18 protein-coding genes are annotated in these 16223 nt (G+C 44.1%); 8 read left to right on the forward strand and 10 right to left on the reverse strand.

The genetic code is table 11. The features are described from left to right. Positions 1-146: 146 nt before the first annotated feature. The 5 genes from ACGHAV_RS10390 to ACGHAV_RS10410 are packed head-to-tail and all read left to right on the forward strand — an operon-like array spanning position 147 to position 4576. Positions 147-578 (forward strand): nuclear transport factor 2 family protein, encoded by a 432-nt coding sequence (locus tag ACGHAV_RS10390; protein WP_390380041.1) that lies wholly within the window; start codon positions 147-149, stop codon positions 576-578. Beyond that, complete coding sequence (locus tag ACGHAV_RS10395; protein WP_390380044.1) at positions 575-1294, forward strand: SDR family NAD(P)-dependent oxidoreductase; 720 nt, start codon at positions 575-577, stop codon at positions 1292-1294. Before ACGHAV_RS10390 ends, ACGHAV_RS10395 begins: the two co-directional genes overlap by 4 nt. A gap of 11 nt (positions 1295-1305) precedes the next feature. Next, positions 1306-2571 (forward strand): NAD(P)/FAD-dependent oxidoreductase, encoded by a 1266-nt coding sequence (locus ACGHAV_RS10400; protein WP_390380047.1) that lies wholly within the window; start codon positions 1306-1308, stop codon positions 2569-2571. After that, entirely contained in the window at positions 2568-3317 is a 750-nt protein-coding gene (locus ACGHAV_RS10405; RefSeq protein WP_390380050.1) for a DUF1365 domain-containing protein, read from the forward strand. Before ACGHAV_RS10400 ends, ACGHAV_RS10405 begins: the two co-directional genes overlap by 4 nt. After that, a complete protein-coding gene (locus tag ACGHAV_RS10410) occupies positions 3317-4576 on the forward strand; it encodes a class I SAM-dependent methyltransferase (protein WP_390380053.1) in 1260 nt (419 codons plus the stop codon). The genes ACGHAV_RS10405 and ACGHAV_RS10410 overlap by 1 nt, the downstream gene beginning before the upstream one ends. A gap of 124 nt (positions 4577-4700) precedes the next feature. On the opposite strand, the gene ACGHAV_RS10415 is transcribed toward ACGHAV_RS10410, so the two are convergent. Continuing rightward, positions 4701-5630: a flagellar motor protein MotB gene (locus tag ACGHAV_RS10415; RefSeq protein WP_390380056.1), complete on the reverse strand. Its 930-nt coding sequence runs from the start codon at positions 5628-5630 to the stop codon at positions 4701-4703. Next, the gene (pomA, locus tag ACGHAV_RS10420) at positions 5630-6391 is read right to left on the reverse strand and encodes a flagellar motor protein PomA (protein WP_334013289.1); all 762 of its coding nucleotides are present in this window, start codon (positions 6389-6391) and stop codon (positions 5630-5632) included. The genes ACGHAV_RS10415 and pomA overlap by 1 nt, the downstream gene beginning before the upstream one ends. Positions 6392-6764: 373 nt before the next feature. Here pomA and xseB point away from each other — a divergent pair, with 373 nt between their 5' ends. Genes xseB through dxs form a run of 3 tightly spaced genes read left to right on the forward strand, consistent with a single transcriptional unit; the run spans position 6765 to position 9840 of the window. After that, complete coding sequence (gene xseB, locus ACGHAV_RS10425; RefSeq protein ID WP_390380059.1) at positions 6765-7007, forward strand: exodeoxyribonuclease VII small subunit; 243 nt, start codon at positions 6765-6767, stop codon at positions 7005-7007. A 29-nt stretch (positions 7008-7036) separates the two neighbouring features. Continuing rightward, entirely contained in the window at positions 7037-7927 is an 891-nt protein-coding gene (locus ACGHAV_RS10430) for a farnesyl diphosphate synthase (protein WP_390380062.1), read from the forward strand. Between the two features lie 32 nt (positions 7928-7959). After that, entirely contained in the window at positions 7960-9840 is a 1881-nt protein-coding gene (gene dxs / locus ACGHAV_RS10435) for a 1-deoxy-D-xylulose-5-phosphate synthase (RefSeq protein ID WP_390380065.1), read from the forward strand. A gap of 155 nt (positions 9841-9995) precedes the next feature. Here dxs and ACGHAV_RS10440 read toward each other — a convergent pair whose 3' ends face one another. The 8 genes from ACGHAV_RS10440 to nrdR all read right to left on the reverse strand — a co-directional run bounded on the left by ACGHAV_RS10440 (position 9996) and on the right by nrdR (position 16163). After that, positions 9996-10496 carry a phosphatidylglycerophosphatase A gene (locus ACGHAV_RS10440; RefSeq protein WP_390380068.1) on the reverse strand — a complete coding sequence of 167 codons (501 nt, stop codon included), beginning with the start codon at positions 10494-10496 and terminating at the stop codon, positions 9996-9998. Positions 10497-10544: 48 nt separating this feature from the next. After that, entirely contained in the window at positions 10545-11510 is a 966-nt protein-coding gene (gene thiL, locus ACGHAV_RS10445; RefSeq protein ID WP_390380071.1) for a thiamine-phosphate kinase, read from the reverse strand. A 51-nt stretch (positions 11511-11561) separates the two neighbouring features. Then, positions 11562-11984 (reverse strand): transcription antitermination factor NusB, encoded by a 423-nt coding sequence (gene nusB, locus ACGHAV_RS10450; RefSeq protein ID WP_334013295.1) that lies wholly within the window; start codon positions 11982-11984, stop codon positions 11562-11564. A 12-nt stretch (positions 11985-11996) separates the two neighbouring features. Then, positions 11997-12470 carry a 6,7-dimethyl-8-ribityllumazine synthase gene (ribE, locus tag ACGHAV_RS10455; protein WP_334013296.1) on the reverse strand — a complete coding sequence of 158 codons (474 nt, stop codon included), beginning with the start codon at positions 12468-12470 and terminating at the stop codon, positions 11997-11999. Between the two features lie 258 nt (positions 12471-12728). Continuing rightward, entirely contained in the window at positions 12729-13829 is a 1101-nt protein-coding gene (ribBA, locus tag ACGHAV_RS10460; RefSeq protein WP_334013297.1) for a bifunctional 3,4-dihydroxy-2-butanone-4-phosphate synthase/GTP cyclohydrolase II, read from the reverse strand. Positions 13830-13850: 21 nt separating this feature from the next. Beyond that, complete coding sequence (locus ACGHAV_RS10465; protein ID WP_390380076.1) at positions 13851-14513, reverse strand: riboflavin synthase; 663 nt, start codon at positions 14511-14513, stop codon at positions 13851-13853. A gap of 10 nt (positions 14514-14523) precedes the next feature. Continuing rightward, positions 14524-15684: a bifunctional diaminohydroxyphosphoribosylaminopyrimidine deaminase/5-amino-6-(5-phosphoribosylamino)uracil reductase RibD gene (ribD, locus tag ACGHAV_RS10470; RefSeq protein ID WP_390380079.1), complete on the reverse strand. Its 1161-nt coding sequence runs from the start codon at positions 15682-15684 to the stop codon at positions 14524-14526. Between the two features lie 29 nt (positions 15685-15713). Next, complete coding sequence (gene nrdR, locus ACGHAV_RS10475) at positions 15714-16163, reverse strand: transcriptional regulator NrdR (RefSeq protein ID WP_334013300.1); 450 nt, start codon at positions 16161-16163, stop codon at positions 15714-15716. Between the last annotated feature and the right edge of the window lie 60 nt (positions 16164-16223).

Here is a 16223-nt window from a genome sequence, read left to right on the forward strand (position 1 = left end):
TTATCTAGAATCGAATAAGTAAATCAAACACTTGCGCTTCACTGCAAAAAGTACCAGTCTATGAATTATCAGCAGGAGCATATAGGCTGACCTCTACTAAAGACTTATTAGCATTTACTATATTTAATACGGTGTGGTGACTTGAGATGGATGTAATCGAACGGTTTTGTAAAATTTACACGGATATTTGTCAGATATCTCCAGAAGACTTAGGCGCCATTTACGCCGAAAATGTTGTATTTGTCGACCCAATCACAACACACACTGGTTTAAATGAAGTTAAAGGTTACTTTTCAAATCTACTTACTCAAGCCAAAAGCTGTAAGTTCGATATTGCCGATATTCTACCTTGTGGTGAAAACCCAAAGAACATTACCCATGTTGCAAACTGGACCATGACACTTGTGCTGAACAGCGGTGATAAGACGATTACCCTAGACGGCACCACGCAGCTAGCGGTGAAAGATGACATTATTGTTTATCACAAAGATTATTATGATTTGGGCGAAATGGTGTATGAACACGTACCACTGTTAGGTTTTGTAATTAAAAAGATTAAACGGAAGCTAGCCCAGTGAAGACATTGTTAATAACAGGTGCAACATCAGGAATTGGTAAAGCGTTGGCAGAACATGCGGCTGACAACAACTACAACGTAATTGCATGTGGCAGGAATGAAGAAGCACTTGCCGAGCTGAGCAAGCATGAAAATATTACCTCGTGTCAATTTGATGTAACCGATTTAAATGATACTAAGCGTGCTTTAGCAGACGTAACGTTCGACACGGCTGTTCTCAATGCAGGCACATGTGAATATGTTGACTTGGACAGTTTCGAGCCAGACATGTTTAGACGAGTATTTGAACCTAATTTTTTTGGCGTCGTCCATTGTGTTGATGCATTACTCCCTAAACTTAATAAAGGCAGCCAACTGGTAATTGTTGATAGCATGGCAAGACTATTGCCGTTCACACGCACACAAGCTTATGGTGCGAGTAAAGCTGCGCTCCACTATTTCACCAAATCACTTGAAGTTGATTTACACGACAAGGGCGTTTCAGTACAAGCGGTGTCTCCAGGCTTTGTTGAAACACCACTGACAGATAAAAACGATTTTGAAATGCCAATGAAAATAACCTCAGAAGAAGCAGCAAAAGCGATGCTTAAAGGTATTGAAAGCGGAAAACAATCTGTGTTTTTCCCCAAAGTGTTTGGTTATATGCTGAGATTTATGAACATTCTACCTACTCCAGTTAAAAAACGACTGGGTTTAGCAATGAGAGATGAGAAGTAGAGAAACCAATAATGACAAGAAAAATTGCTATTGTGGGTACAGGCATTTCAGGCCTTACGTGCGCACACCTGTTAAATAAGAATAACGACATAACAGTTTACGAGGCTAACGACTATATTGGTGGCCACACCGCAACAAAGCAAATTACCGATGATGGCGAGCAACACGCTATCGACACAGGTTTTATTGTGTTCAACAACTGGACCTACCCTAATTTTATAAAGTTAATTACGTCTCTTGGTGTTGATTACCAGCCTACCGAGATGAGCTTTTCAGTAAAAAGCGAAAAGGCAAATCTGGAATACAACGGCAACAACATAAATAGTTTGTTCGCTCAAAGACGAAATATTTTGCGCCCACGTTTTTGGCGAATAGTGCGAGACATTCTGAAGTTCAACAAAGCGTGTAAACAGATGGTTGCCGAGAAGCGAGATACGTCCTCTCTAACACTTGAAGATATCATTAACGAACTTGGCTTAAGTGATGACTTTGCACGCTACTATATACTGCCAATGTGTGCTGCTATATGGTCAAGTAGTCTTGAGCAAACACGTAGGTTCCCACTTACCTTCTTTCTGCAATTTTTCAACAATCACGGCCTACTGAATATTACAAATAGACCTCAGTGGTACACCATAAAAGGTGGCTCCAGCCAATACATTCCACCATTGGTTGCACCATTTGAATCGAGGATTAAGTTATCCACTGGCGTTAGCAAGGTTGTGCGAGAGTCAGACAATTGGACGGTTCATGACTCAACTGGACATTCAGAAGCGTTCGACGATGTCGTATTTGCGTGTCATAGCGACCAGGCGCTGGCAATGCTATCGGCGCCATCAGACGCTCATAAAAGCATTTTAGGCAGCATTCCATATGCCGCAAACGACGTTGTAATGCATAAAGATATTGGGCAGCTACCAAAAAGAAAGTTGGCATGGGCCAGCTGGAACTATCGTTTAAAAGAAGATGCCAGTGAAGAAATGCGTCCTGCGTCGGTAACCTACGACATGAACATTTTGCAACGCTTAACAGCTAAAAACACCTACTGCGTTACGTTAAATAACACTCTTGAAATCGAAAGTAACAGTATTCTTGGTCAGTATGACTATGCGCACCCACAGTACAGTGCTGAAATGGTTGCCGCGCAACAGCGTCGCAGCGAAATTTGCGGCGTAGATAATCTGCATTTCTGCGGTGCTTATTGGTACAACGGTTTTCATGAAGACGGCGTAAGAAGTGCATTAGATGTTTGCGCGCGTTTTGGTGAACAATTGTGATTGAAAGTGCCATTTACAAAGGTAAAGTCTTCCACGAACGCTTCTTGCCAACACAGCATAAATTCGATTACGACATTTATCTGTTTTGGCTTAAGTTGTCTGGCAACGAGTTAGACACTCTGTCTTCAACAATACCGCGTTTTTCGGCAAATAGAAAAGCGCGCGTACGCTTTAAGCGTGAAGACTATTTAGGTGCTCCATCAACGCCTCTTGATGAGGCAGTAAGACAAAAAATGACATCGCTAAATAACGGTATAGCTCTTGAGGGCGATGTATTTATGCTGGGCCAGCTTCGTATGTGGGGTATGTACTTTAGTCCTGTTAACTTTTATTACCTACGAGATAACGAATCAGGCTACTTCACCCATCTACTTGCAGAAGTGAGCAATACACCGTGGAATGAACGGCACCATTACTTAGTTGATCTAAAAGAGCAACAAGACACACCTAAAGCATTTCATGTGTCGCCTTTCAATCCTATGGATATGACATACCGTTGGCGAATATCCGAACCGTCTCGTACACTGTCATTAGCGATGGAGTGCGTAAGAGATAAAAAAGAGTTCAGCGCGGGGTTTAACCTTACTCGATTTACTTTCGATGAGGCGAATCTAACTGACGCGATGAAACGTATACCAAGTATGACAATAAAAACAGTGGTAGGAATTTATTGGCAAGCGCTAAAACTATTCCTTAAAAAAACACCGCTGTATACACACCCAGAAAAAAGTCAGGAACAACAATAATGTCTTTCGGTGAATCTGTACTACTTAATACATCAGAGGTCTCGTTAATTGATAAGACCTGTAGGAAAATATTCTTACAATGCTTAAAACAGTTACCCTACGGTAGCTTAACCATTCAAGAATGTGGCGACACGATTGCTCAGTTTGGCAATGATAATGACAAACTTCGGGCGAATGTAAATATAAAAGACGTTCGCGCTTATCGCAGTTTACTCTTAGGTGGAAGTGTTGGCGCAGGTGAAGCTTACATGGACAACCTTTGGGACAGTCACGACGTAACAGCCGTTGTTCAAATTTTCGCGCGAAACCTACCTGTTTTAGATGAGTGGGAGAATAAGTTTAGATGGCTAACCATGCCGATTAATAAACTCCAACACTTTACTCGCAGAAATACAAAAGACCAAGCAAAGCGCAATATAGAAGCGCACTACGATTTGGGTAACAAACTTTATACTCGTTTCTTAGACCCAACGATGATGTATTCATCTGCCATTTACCCAGATCCAAATGCCACATTAAATGAGGCGCAAAATTACAAGCTCAAAAGTATTTGTGACAAGCTTCAACTAAATGAAAACGATCATCTGATTGAAATTGGCACTGGTTGGGGCGGACTTGCCGTATATGCAGCGAAGCATTACGGATGTAAAGTTACCACTACCACCATTTCAGAAGAGCAACATGCTTGGGCTGCAGAGTGGATTGCAAAAGAGAATCTACAGCACAAAGTAACGCTTCTTAAGAAAGACTACCGTCTACTTGAAGGAAAATACGACAAACTCGTATCCATTGAGATGATTGAAGCGGTAGGTAAGCAGTTCCTGGGTAATTTCTTTGAAAAGTGTGCGTCTTTGTTAAAAGACGATGGCTTGATGTTACTGCAATCTATCACTATTGACGACCGCCGTTATGACAGTTACTCAAACAGTGTTGATTTTATTCAAAAATATATCTTTCCAGGCGGCTTTCTTCCTTCGCAATACCAGTTAAATGCGCATTTAAAAAAGCATACCAATATGATGATCCGCGATCTTCATGATATTGGCATTGATTACGCAAAAACCCTAAATCATTGGTACGAAGCTTTTATCTCGGCCAAAGACGAATTAATGAAGGATGGTTACGATGAACGCTTTATGCGTATGTGGACATACTATCTAAAATACTGCGAAGGCGGTTTTCTAGAGCGTACCATCAGCACGGTTCAGCTTGTAATTTCAAAGCCTCACTATCGCGATGATTTAGCACGTATTGCGTAGGTGATGTGCGTACTAAAATAGTTAATGTGTTTCATTTGAGTAGACAATAAAAAGGCGCCTTTAGAGCGCCTTTTTTAATTCTGTGTAGATACTTGGCTACCAACTTCTTTATTTGAGTACTTAGCTATTGATCTACCACCGATATTGGCTGAGACAGCATTGGCTTACCTTGATTAATGTTTATCTCTACGCGCCTATTTTTAGCGCGATCAGCAGATGACGTAGCATTCTCAACAATCGGGTTAGTATCGGCTTTACCAACAACCGACATACGGCTTTCATCAAAGCCTGGTGCGGTACGCATTGCCTCTGCTACTGCTACAGCACGCTGCGAAGATAAATCCCAGTTTGAGCGATACAATTCATTGGCAATATGTTGTCCGTCGCTGTGACCTGAAATTTCTATCTCACCAGGCACTTCCGCTAGTATGCCGCCTATTTTTCTTAACACGGGCTGAAATTGCGGTTGTAGAAATGCAGAGCCCGCAGAAAATGAACCATTTTCTCTTATTCGAATTGTGAGCTGTTGTCCTAACGACTCCATTTCAATTGAGCCATCTAATATTTCTTTTTGAAGCTGCTGGGCGACTTTCTTCATTAACTCAGCAGTTTCAGACTCTTCGCTACTTTGCGGTGCTGACGAAGATGACTCACTTGCTGTTTGCTGCGCTTGACCACCGCGCTGCTCACCACGTTGTTTTTGACGTCCACCGGCAGAATCTTCATCGCCTGCTTGAAATTCAAGCATCTGCTGTGTCATATCAATAGTTTGTTGTTGAATAGATTCAATGGGCGTGGGGTCGGGTCTGCCCGGACGAAACTCCATGGCAATAACGCTTGTGCCTTTTGGAATGTCTTTTACTTCAATTTTATTTTGCACACCAAATGCGAACTTCATGGACCCTGCTATTTGCTTAAACTTGAGCACGTCCATTTCGGAGAATGACAATAAAAGTACGAAGAAGCACATAAGCAGAGACATAAGGTCTGCAAAGGTTCCCATCCAAGCGGGAAGCCCCTCGGGTGGGCATTTTGGGCATTCTTCTTCTGCCATTATTCTTCCTCTGCAGCGCCGCGCTTACTGGCCGCTAGGTAGTTCTTTAACACACCTTCAATGACACGCGGGTTTTGCCCATCAGCAATACCCACTATTCCGTCTAGTACCAAGCTTTGATTTAGCTTTTCTTCACCAGCACGCACTGCCAGTTTAAACGCAATTGGAAGACAAACCACGTTGGCAAAGAATGCACCGTAAAGCGTTGTAAGTAGTGCAACAGCCATTGCAGGCCCGATAGCCTTTGGGTCATCCATGTTTGACAGCATGGCAACCAAACCAATCAGCGTACCAATCATTCCCATAGCAGGAGCAACGTCGCCCATACCTTTGAAAATTGATGCACCAAAGTCGTGTCTCTCGGTCGTCATGGAAATATCTTTCGATAAGGTTTCACGCACGACTTCTATATCGTGCCCGTCAACCAACATGTCCACGCCTTTTTGCATGAATTCATTTGAAATTTCAGCTTCTTCTAACGCCAAGAATCCGCCTTTACGAGCAGCATCCGCCATTTCAACGATTTTCTCGATAAGTTCTTCAGGCGACTCTATTTTGAACATAAAGGCCTTACCTGCAACCTTACCTGCTCCGAAAAACTGGCCTAATGTAAACTGAGATAAGACAACAAATAGAGTTCCACCAAATACAATTAGTATTGATTGCACGTCGATAAACATGCTTAAGCTGCCGCCTAATATCATGGCCATTACAATGAACCCGATGGCGCCCAACATACCAATGACGGTTGCTAAATCCACTCACTCTTCCCCATTTATGCTCAGACAATGCCGCTGTTATTCAAATAGTCTATCGGCATCATATTAAAATACTAAAACAACATTATTGAAAAATATCACATTTATTGGATATTTTTGAAAAAGGCCGTCATGACGCTTTGTGTCGTTTTAATACAGTTTAAACGCAAAATCTTACAATACATCGAATATAGCACATTTACTTTTTTAGCAACTAAAATGCAGCTTTGTGTTTAAAATGCGTTGTAAATGGTATGAATTTTAGCCTTACCCTTTGTGCATATTGGGAATATACAGACAAACCATTTGACCCCTACGCAACCCTCGGTTAATGTGCGCCATACATGTATTTTGGCCAAGATATTGAGTATTTTTTATGACGAAGGAAACTGAAAGTCCGTCTTTTGAAGAAACGTTGTCAGAGCTTGAGACCATCGTTAATGAAATGGAGAATGGTGACTTGCCCTTAAACAAAGCGCTAGAGAAGTTTGAACGCGGCATCGCGCTTTCCCGTCAAGGCCAACAATCTCTTGAGCATGCCGAGCAGAAAGTGAAAATATTGCTTAGCAACCAAGGTGAAGAAACACTTCAAACGCTTCCAGAAAGTGAACAGCCCTAAATCGGTAACTCACTTCCAACAGGTACCTTATGAATTTTTCTGATTTGCATCAGCAAGTAAAAGCACAAACTGATGCATCTTTGCTTACGTTAATCGACGATTTACCTCACTATGCACCGCGATTAAAAGATGCCATGCGTCACGCGCTCTTAGCGGGCGGCAAACGCATGCGCCCCCTTCTGGTGCAGGTAGTCGGTAACACGCTAGATATTCCCAAAAAAGACCAAATGGCTATCAGTATGGCCATTGAATGTATCCATGCTTACTCGCTGGTGCATGATGATTTGCCTGCAATGGATGATGATGATTTACGTCGCGGCAAACCCACATGTCACATTGCATTTGATGAAGCTACCGCTATTTTAGCTGGTGATGCACTACAATCTTTAGCCTTTAGCGTACTCGCCGACGCACCTTTAAGTGATTACGCACAATCACAACGCGTGAAGCTACTTTCCATTCTTGCGAAAAGTGCGGGTTATGCAGGTATGTGCGGTGGTCAAGCCATCGATCTTGCCAGTACAGGTAAAACCATATCGCTTGAAGCGTTAAAAACTTTGCACACATTAAAAACAGGTGCCCTTTTAAAAGCGTGTGTGGAAATGGTTGCAACGGTATGCGAGTCGCTAACTGATGCAACACGCACTGATTTAATGGCATTCGCTACCGATATTGGGCTGGCTTTTCAGGTTCAAGACGACATTCTTGATGTTGAAGGCAGCAGTGAGCAACTAGGAAAGCCCGCAGGGTCAGATGAAGCATTGGGTAAGAACACCTTCCCTGCCAAGCTTGGACTTGAAGGTGCAAAGAAAGAATTAGACAAGCTTCATAATAATGCACTTCAAGCCTTGGCACGTTTACCCTACAATACAGAAAGTTTAATTGCGTTTAGCGAGCTACTGGTAAAACGAGACCACTAGCCACGCGCCATGTTGAAAAAGATAACAAATTAATGAGTTTAGACCTCCAACATTATCCTACGCTTGCGCTTGCGCAAACACCTGACAAACTGAGGCAGCTGCCACAGGACAAGTTACGCCTGCTTGCCGACGAGTTGCGTGAGTACTTACTTAACTGTGTAAGCTCCACCAGCGGGCACTTTGCGTCTGGCTTAGGCACTGTTGAACTTACCGTTGCACTTCATTATGTGTACAACACGCCATTCGACCGTTTATTGTGGGACGTGGGCCATCAAGCTTACCCACATAAGATTTTGACTGGCCGCGCAGAGCGCATGAGTACCATTCGTCAGAAAAACGGATTGCACCCATTCCCATGGCCCCCTGAAAGCGATTACGATACGTTTGCTGTAGGTCACTCTTCTACGTCTATAAGTGCTGCGCTAGGCATGGCAGTAGCGGCCGAAAAAGAAGGCAAAGACAGAAAAGTAGTAGCTGTTATAGGTGACGGTGCAATGACGGCAGGAATGGCGTTTGAAGCACTAAACCACGCTGGTGATATCAAGAAAGACATGGTTGTAGTACTGAACGACAACGAAATGTCTATTTCTGAAAATGTAGGTGCGCTTAACAGTCACTTAGCACGACTGCTTACAGGTAACTTCTTTAATTCCATTCGTGACGGCGGTAAAAAGCTTTTAAGCAACGTCCCACCAATTAAAGAATTTGCTAGCCGCGCGGAAGAGCATATTAAAGGCATGGTAGTACCAGGCACTATTTTTGAAGAACTTGGTTTTAACTACATTGGTCCTATTGATGGTCATGATGTAAATGCGGTGGTGGATACATTGCGCAATATGCGCAAATTCGAGGGTCCACAGCTGTTACATGTAGTAACTAAAAAGGGTAAAGGCTACGCGGTAGCGGAAGAAGATCCTATTAAGTTTCACGCTGTACCGAAGTTTAATCCTGCAGACAACGCACTTCCAAAGTCAAAGCCTTCTGCGCCAACCTATTCTGCCATTTTCGGCAAATGGCTATGCGACATGGCCGCGGCGGATCCTAAGCTTATGGCGGTTACTCCAGCTATGCGCGAAGGTTCGGGTATGGTTGAATTCTCACAGAAATTCCCTGAACAATATTTCGATGTAGCCATTGCTGAACAGCATGCAGTCACCTTTGGCGCTGGTCTTGCGAAAGACGGTATGAACGCGGTAGTCGCCATATACTCTTCGTTTTTACAACGTGCTTACGACCAGCTAATTCATGATGTAGCGATACAAGACTTACCTGTATTGTTTGCCATCGACCGTGCCGGTATTGTTGGCGCCGACGGCCCTACTCACCAAGGGGCGTTTGATATTGCTTTCTTGCGCTGTATTCCGAACATGGTGGTTATGGCGCCTTCTGATGAAAATGAATGCCGCCAAATGTTGTACACAGGGCACAAGTTACAAAAGCCAGCTGCAGTTCGCTACCCTCGAGGTGCCGGTATGGGCGTGGTGCCTAACGAGGAAATGACAGAGCTTGAAATAGGAAAATCTCGTACCTGTCGCGAAGCATCAAGTTCTGCAGAAAAACGTATCGCTATTTTGAACTTCGGTTGTTTACTTCCGAATGCGCTAGAAGCAGCCGAGAAGCTGGATGCAACCGTTATCGACATGCGCTTTATTAAGCCACTGGATGGTGAAGCTGTATTAAGTGCTGCAGCATCGCATGATGTGCTTATGACGCTTGAGGATGGCTGTATCATGGGCGGCGCAGGAAGTGCCGTGCTTGAGCACCTACAGCAAAATGGCGTGTTAAAAGCCGTTAAAATGCTAGGACTTCCAGATAGCTTTATACTTCAAGGCACACAGCAGGAAATGTATAAAGAGCATGGTTTAGATGCTGATGGCATTGTAAAGGCAGCTAACGCGCTTCTAGGTAATTAGGCTTTCAATAAACTTACCTTCTAGTACGAATGCTATAGACGCTAGCATTTAGCCCCTTAAAAGGTAAAAGCCAGATATTAAAAAGCCCACTACGTTTGACTAACGTAGAGGGCTTTTTGTTGTATGTTTTTCAGTGTTTATTAGATAGGCTTCTATTACAAAAAGCTTAGTGAATTAGGCCACAGCACCATAAGTAAATGAAGACAGCCACAGGCCATTGCCCCCGCCAGAATATCGTCCAGCATAATACCGGTACCGCCGTGTAAGCGTTTATCGATAACGCCAATAGGCCATGGCTTTAAAATATCGAACACGCGGAATAATAAAAAGCCAACGAGTAATGTTGATGCAGATAGCGGCACAAACAGGAATGTCACAAACATGCCTGCTATTTCATCCCAAACAATAGATCCATGATCATGAACCTGCATGTCATCTGCTGTCTTACCACAAAGGTAAATGCCAATAACGCTAAAAATAAGCGTTAGTGCAATGAATGAAACCGAAGATACATACATGCAAGCCAGTAAAAGCGGAATGGCCGCAAGTGAGCCAAATGTGCCGGGCATAACAGGTATCAACCCACTACCAAACCCCAGCGCAAGGAAGTGAACAGGGTTTTTCATACTTACTCTGGCGCGGTATTCAGCCTGCATATTATTGTCTCTTCTTATATGCTGTTTGGTGAGTTATTGCGGGCTACGCTAAAAAACGTGTTCGTAGCCATCGCCCGTTTTTGCCGTGTACTTTTCGTTGTTTTTTAACAGTGATAATGCGCCAGGATGACCTGTTAACTGCCCTATACACGTCGCTTTGACATTTGTACTGGCAAGTGAGGTTTCTAAACTGCCTCGTTGCTCTTCACTAACGGTAAAGATTAACTCGTAGTCATCACCCGCTGACAACGCATAATCAGTAGCCTGTTGCTCTGACACGGCACTAGTCAAAGCGCGTGAAAGCGGTAAACGGTCTACATGAACGTTCGCGCCACAGTTCGATGCTTTTAAGATGTGACCTAAATCAGAGATAAGTCCGTCTGAAATATCAATGCACGAGGTGGCAATTCGACGAATAGCAGTACCAACGGCAACTCGTGGCGTAGGAAAATAGTGACGATTAATCAACACATCTTTTGCTTCGCCTGAAACCTCTAGCTTATTTTGAAGAATATCCAAGCCTGCCCCAGCATCACCTAACGTGCCGGTAACATATACCCAGTCTCCTGGTTTCGCGCCGCTTCGAGTAAGCTCAGAGCCGGGGGGAATAAACCCCTGTGCAGTGACCGTCATTGCCATGGGCCCTTTAACCGTATCACCACCAATAAGCTGTACAGAATAGTACTGCGTAAGCTCATATAGCCCGCCAACGAATTCGTCTAGCCATGCTTCATTCACTTCTGGCAACGACAAAGAAAGGCTAATCCATGCAGGCTCAGCGCCCATTGCAGCTAAGTCACTTAAATTTACGGCAACCGTTTTGTATGCCACCGACTTCGCAGGTGCATCATTAAGAAAGTGAACACCTGCTACTAAGGTGTCGGTAGTTATGGCAAGCTGTTGGTTTTCTGGAACTGTTGTTACGGCGCAGTCATCACCAATACCAATAACAACATCTTTGCGTTTGTGGCCACTGTTTGCAAAATAGCGGCCGATAAGATCGAATTCTTTCACGGTAGTAATTGAAACCCTTTAACAGCAATCCTTGCCGTCTTAGTAAAAAGGTTAGTCGCGCTCATCTTTGCGCAATGTGCGTACGGCCTTATCAAGCGCACCATTAATAAACTTGTGGCTTTCTTCGGCACCAAATGCCTTAGCCAGCTCGATAGCTTCATTAATAATTACACGATAAGGCACATCAATGCGCTCGGTAAGTTCCAGGGTCGCTATACGAAGAATCGCTTTTTCAATAGCATCCAGTTCTTCTGGCAAACGGCCAAGGTAAGGTTTGATGGTGTCATCAAGCTTGCTTGCGTTGTGTGCAACACCGCGCAACAAAGCTTGGAAATATGCCATGTCTACCTTTTGCATGTCGTTACTGGTTGCTAAAGCCAGTTCAACTTGCTGAATGTCGTTATGACTCATTTGCCATGAATATACACCTTGAAGTGCTAACTCACGGGCTTTACGACGAGCTGAAACTTTCACTAAATGTTTACCTTAAAGCTTTTCAACAGCATCGAAAACGTTAACCATTTCAAGGGCGCCTAGTGCAGCTTCTGCACCTTTGTTACCCGCTTTGGTTCCTGAACGCTCGATGGCTTGTTCAATTGAATCTGTTGTGATTACGCCAAATGACACTGGTACACCGTACTCTAGTGATACTTGTGCAAGGCCTTTGTTACATTCGCCCGCTACAAAATCAAAGTGAGGTGTGCCGCCACGAATTACCGCACCAAGTGCAATTATCGCGTCAAATGACTTTTTCTCGGCAATCTTTTGTGCCACTACAGGTAATTCATATGCACCAGGAACACGTACTACCGTAATGTCGTCACTGTTTACTTCACCGTGACGCTCTAGTGTATCTAACGCGCCTTCAAGCAAGCTCTCTACAACAAAGCTATTAAAGCGTGATACAACGATAGCAAACTTCTTACCGGTTGCTCTGATATTACCTTCAATTACCTGCATGGTTTCATTCCTCGAGAAAAAACGGCGCGAAGTATACCACAACTGCGCCTAAACTAAATCGATTGTTTCTTTAACTTCTTCAATTCACCCAATACCAAACTCGAGCACATCAGTGTGGAGGGAGTATGCCCATCGCAAACCCTCCACCGCATGGATGCGGTGGCGGAGCGTACAGGGATGTATTCACCGCGTGTTTGGGATGGGCATACTCCCTCCACGCTTTTTACTCCCTAATTTTAGGCTCTGCGCTCTGCAGTACTAGTCGTGCACGTACTCCACAACTTCAAGGCCATAGCCTGAAAGTGCGTGATATTTAATTGGCTTACTCAATAGGCGCATTTTATGTACGCCCATTGATGCTAGAATCTGGCTGCCAACGCCAATGGTCCGCGACGAGCCCTGCCAATCTGCGCCTGTTGGACGCTCTCCGCGGTCTTCAGCAGCAAAGCGGCGTACTTGATGTTCAATATGCTCTTCTTTGCCTAAAAGCACCAGTACACCACCTTCTTCCGAAATTTTACGCATGCCATCGGCTAAAGTAAGTGAGCGATGGATACCGCGTGTCGAACCAAGAAGATCACTAAAAGTATTGTGCAAGTGAACACGTACTAGCGTTGGTTCGTCCTCTTTGATGTCACCTTTCTTAAGTGCGAAGTGAAGTTGATTATCAATACTGTCTTTAAATGTGTGTAACTCGAAATCACCGTACTCTGTAGGCATATTGCACTGCGCTACTTTTTCGATAGTGGTTTCATTTAAATTACGGTATTCGATTAGGTCGGCAATAGTGCCTATTTTTAAGTCGTGCTTTTCAGCAAACTTTTCTAGCTCAGGGCGACGAGCCATGGTGCCGTCTTCGTTCAGTATTTCAACAATAACGCCTGCCGGTTCAAGACCTGCAAGTCTGGGTAAGTCAACACCAGCTTCAGTATGGCCTGCACGGTTTAATACGCCGCCTTCTTTTGCAATAAGCGGGAAAATATGACCAGGCTGCACAATATCAGTGGCTTTTGCATCTTTTGAGACAGCGGCAAGAATAGTAGTTGCGCGATCTGCTGCCGAAATACCGGTTGTAACGCCCTTCGCCGCTTCAATTGACACCGTAAAGTTGGTTGAAAATTGTGCTTCGTTCTTATCCACCATCAGCGGAAGGTTGAGAGTTCGGCAGCGCTCTTGTGTCATAGGCAAACACACTAGGCCTCGTGCATGGGTCACCATAAAGTTAATGGCTTCAGGTGTTACATGCTCAGCCGCCATGATGAGATCGCCTTCATTTTCGCGGTCTTCATCATCCATCAAGATAACCATTTTACCTTGACGAATATCTTCAATTATTTCTTGTGTAGTGTTAAATGCCATATTCTTTTGCTTCTTGTAGGGTTATCTTTTTAAAAATCCATTCTCGGCTAAAAATGCCATATCGATGCCTTTTGACTGTGGCTCTGCGGCTTTTTCGCCCAGCATCAAACGTTCTAAATAACGTGCTATAACATCGACTTCTAAATTAACGGCTGTACCTACCTTGTAAGTCCCCATAATGGTTTCTTTTAAAGTGTGAGGTATTATCCACAGCATAAATTCAGAACCATTTACTTCATTCACCGTCAGGCTTATTCCGTCTACAGTAATACTGCCCTTATGTGCGATATACTTCGCTAAATCTTCAGGTGCTTTCACCCAAAACTCGATGTAGTCGGAATGCTTTATGATTTGCGTTACTTTACCAACGCCGTCAACGTGTCCAGATACAATATGACCGCCAAAGCGGTCGGTGGGTCGCATTGCCTTTTCTAAGTTAACTGTAGAGCCTGCTGAGTAATGTGCAAAACCTGTTAACTTAATTGTCTCTGCAGATACATCTGCACAGTAATAGTCGTCGCCCATATCAGTCACAGTTAGGCAAACGCCGTTTGTTGCAATACTATCGCCCAAGGCTACATCGGCCATATCAAGTGTGGGAGATGCAACAGTAAGGCGAATATCGTTCCCGCGATTGTCTAGTTTCTGAATTGTGCCTAGTGCCTGAATAATGCCCGTAAACATAAACTTCCTCTTAATCGCTAACTGCGACGTTCCGATTGCCATCGGGTTTAAAGATAAACTTAATATCGTTACCGACTTGGCAATTTTCAATGAGTGTGAGTGAAATAGATTGGTCGAGCGACGTGAAAGTAGGCAACGACACCATGCTCTGCCCTTTGTCGCCCAATAACTTGGGTGCCTGATAGCAAATTAGCTCATCCACCAGCCCCTCGTTAAACAGTGCACCTGCAAGCCCAGGCCCCGCCTCTACAAGCACTTCGTTATATTGCTTTTCACCCAGTGCATCCATTAATGCATGTAAATCAACTTTTCCGTTTTTATCAGGCACTATTATAGTTTGACCAGCGTGCTGCCCAGGTGTGCTTTTGGATTCAGTGGATGTGGTTGCTACTAGGGTAGCGAAACCATCATTAAACAATTGGTATTCATCGTTTAGGCTTAATTTACTATCGATGATGACGCGAACGGGTTGACGCAAGTTTTGAATAGGATAGTCAGCAAAACCCGCTTCGTTAGCACGTACTAATAAACTGGGATTATCAGCTTTGACTGTACCAGAGCCCGTTAGTACCGCACAACTCATTGCGCGGTAGCGCTGCACATCACGCCTTGCATCTTTTCCGGTTATCCACTGACTAACGCCATTTTCAAGGGCTATCTTACCGTCTAAACTTATCCCCAGTTTTAGTCTGATATAGGGCTTTCCGGTTAGCATACGTTTTATAAAGCCGGGATTTAGCGCTGCCGCTTCAGATGCAAGAATATCACTAACGACTTCTATTCCAGCTTCCTGAAGTATTCTAATACCGTTTCCGCTTACCGCAGGGTTTGGGTCGGTCATACCTATAACAACGCGAGCTACCTGTGCTTCTACAAGTGCTAGAGCACACGGTGGCGTGCGTCCGAAATGACTACACGGCTCTAAGGTAACGTATGCTGTTGCGCCTTTTGCGCCTTGTTTCCGCGCTTTTTCAGCGGCGTTGAGTGCATGTATTTCGGCATGAGGCGTGCCAGCCTGTATATGAAAACCTTCACTTAAGAACTGATTATTTTCATCAACAATGACACAGCCAACGCAAGGGTTGGGAGAGGTAGTGAAACGCCCTTTTTTGGCATTTTTAATGGCTCTCGCCATCCAGTAATAATCATCTTTTAGGTTTGCGTGATCCACATTTAATCCTGTGATAGGCGCAACGTGCGCTAGTCGCCTAAGCGAGCGATTTCTTCACCAAACTCTCTAATATCTTCGAAGGAACGGTATACAGATGCAAATCTAACGTAGGCGACTTTATCCAGCTCTTTGAGCGCTTTCATGATCAAGTTACCAAGCAACTCGCTTTCTATTTCTCGTTCTCCAGTGGCACGTAACTCAGACTTAAGAGATAAAATGCACTGTTCAACTTTTTCAGTACTTACAGGACGCTTTTCCAATGCCCGCTGTAGTCCCGCACGAAGCTTATCTTCGTTGAACGGTTCGCGTGAGCCGTCGCGCTTAATAACACGCGGCATAACAAGCTCGGCACCTTCAAAGGTAGTGAAGCGTTCGTGGCAGACATTACATTCGCGACGTCTGCGCACTTGATGCCCCTCGGCCACAAGGCGAGAATCAATAACTTTGGTTTCTTGCGCGGAACAAAAGGGGCAAAACATAGAAAATCCTTAACTATTGCGTACTTAGCAGTATCTTAATGTAGCAGCATAACTATCAAA

This window comes from Alteromonas sp. MTD1 (assembly GCF_042848195.1).
Classification (GTDB): Bacteria; Pseudomonadota; Gammaproteobacteria; order Enterobacterales; family Alteromonadaceae; genus Alteromonas.

What these genes read in the sequence shown, in the direction of transcription:
- ACGHAV_RS10410 (WP_390380053.1), top strand. Translation starts at nt 3,317, where the DNA reads ATGTCTTTCGGTGAATCTGTACTACTTAATACATCAGAGGTCTCGTTA.
- xseB (WP_390380059.1), top strand. Translation starts at nt 6,765, where the DNA reads ATGACGAAGGAAACTGAAAGTCCGTCTTTTGAAGAAACGTTGTCAGAG.
- dxs (WP_390380065.1), top strand. Translation starts at nt 7,960, where the DNA reads ATGAGTTTAGACCTCCAACATTATCCTACGCTTGCGCTTGCGCAAACA.
- ACGHAV_RS10440 (WP_390380068.1), bottom strand. Translation starts at nt 10,496, where the DNA reads ATGCAGGCTGAATACCGCGCCAGAGTAAGTATGAAAAACCCTGTTCAC.
- ACGHAV_RS10430 (WP_390380062.1), top strand. Translation starts at nt 7,037, where the DNA reads ATGAATTTTTCTGATTTGCATCAGCAAGTAAAAGCACAAACTGATGCA.
- nrdR (WP_334013300.1), bottom strand. Translation starts at nt 16,163, where the DNA reads ATGTTTTGCCCCTTTTGTTCCGCGCAAGAAACCAAAGTTATTGATTCT.
- ACGHAV_RS10415 (WP_390380056.1), bottom strand. Translation starts at nt 5,630, where the DNA reads ATGGCAGAAGAAGAATGCCCAAAATGCCCACCCGAGGGGCTTCCCGCT.
- ribBA (WP_334013297.1), bottom strand. Translation starts at nt 13,829, where the DNA reads ATGGCATTTAACACTACACAAGAAATAATTGAAGATATTCGTCAAGGT.
- ACGHAV_RS10465 (WP_390380076.1), bottom strand. Translation starts at nt 14,513, where the DNA reads ATGTTTACGGGCATTATTCAGGCACTAGGCACAATTCAGAAACTAGAC.
- ACGHAV_RS10390 (WP_390380041.1), top strand. Translation starts at nt 147, where the DNA reads ATGGATGTAATCGAACGGTTTTGTAAAATTTACACGGATATTTGTCAG.
- ribE (WP_334013296.1), bottom strand. Translation starts at nt 12,470, where the DNA reads ATGCAGGTAATTGAAGGTAATATCAGAGCAACCGGTAAGAAGTTTGCT.
- ACGHAV_RS10400 (WP_390380047.1), top strand. Translation starts at nt 1,306, where the DNA reads ATGACAAGAAAAATTGCTATTGTGGGTACAGGCATTTCAGGCCTTACG.